At 63.5% G+C, this 1,276-nt stretch carries 1 protein-coding gene; it reads right to left on the bottom strand.

The window, feature by feature from the left end; translation table 11 throughout:
- Positions 1-134 precede the first annotated feature (134 nt).
- On the bottom strand, positions 135-1,070 hold the full coding sequence (locus tag GY937_09755) for an IS110 family transposase (protein ID MCP5056994.1): 936 nt from the start codon (positions 1,068-1,070) through the stop codon (positions 135-137).
- Positions 1,071-1,276: the final 206 nt, after the last annotated feature.

The following is a 1,276-nucleotide window of genomic DNA, read 5'->3' on the forward strand; positions in this document are numbered from 1 at the left end:
CGTGACTCCCTTGCTACTCAGCAAGCGATCTTGGGATCCTTGGCAGAGGAAACCGGAAGCCAAGCACAGAGCGCCATCGAAACCCCCGCTTTCGGCCTTTCTGGCGCCAACCGGCACCAAATTTCAGCACCCTGTTAGGCCGGGCTGTGCTGCCACTCGGTTCCGTCTCGAACCATGGCGTTGACGATCGTGAGGAGCTTTCTGGCGATCGCGATGTAGGCGACCTTCGGTGGCTTTGCAGCTGCGATCAACCGTTCGTACATCGGCTTGAGCACGGGGTTGAAGCGGGACGCGTTCATCGCGGCAAGGTAGAGCGCAGTCCGGGGTCCCGAGCGGCCGGCTCGGATCCGTCGGTGTCCGGACTTCTTGCCACTGTCGTTGGCGAAGGGTGCGATGCCAACGAGTGATGCGATCTGCTTTCGGCCCAGCGTTCCGAGCTCCGGTAGCTCGACAATGAGAGCCCGTGCGATTCCGGGACCGATACACGGAACGGCTTCGAGACGGCGACGTGTGTCGGCCTTCTGTGCATCGGCTTCGATCGCATCGTCGATGGACTGATCGAGCTTCACGACGCGTCGCTCCAGCACCTTGATGAGGCCCAGAATGTCGCGGCGGACCAGAGCGGTCGCGTGCTCGAGACGGTTCTTTTCAGCCACGATCATTGCAATGAGCTGACGACGTCTCCGTACGAGATCGGCCATCTCGCGGTCTCTCGAGCTCGGCATCGGCCGCAGAGGCGGGGCGGCTCGTTCTCCGAAGAGCGCGAGAACGTGGGCGTCGATCGCGTCGGTCTTCGCGAGGATGCCGAGCCCTTCGCCCAAGCGGCGGACTCGCCAGGGGTTCACGACGAGGACCGGCAGGCCCGCGCTGGCAAGGGCCTCGGTGAGCGCCCGTTCGTAGCCCCCGGTGGACTCAACGATGATGCGGTCCAGGTCTTGTTCGCGGCTGAGCCGATCGACGAGGCGCCGGATCCCTGCGGCGCTGTTCGGGGTGCGCAGCGACTTGGCGTCACTGCCGAGTGCCCAGTCGAGGTGTTGTTTCGAGACATCGATTCCAACGGAAACGCCCATGGTAGACTCTCCCTGACAACGAACTCGGACTCTTGGATACGGGCTCTTAGGCCCTGGCAACCGTTCGAGCTTCGCTGCAGCAGTGGAGGCGGTGACCCTTGCTTGTTGACGGTCTCGCGAGGGACCGAGGCGTTTGCGGTCTACCGACTCCGGGTGAAAGACCGGCAGGCAGCGGCTACTGCCTGTCGGTCGCATCACCTGTACCA

The sequence above is a fragment of the bacterium genome, from assembly GCA_024228115.1.
GTDB lineage: Bacteria > Myxococcota_A > UBA9160 > UBA9160 > UBA6930.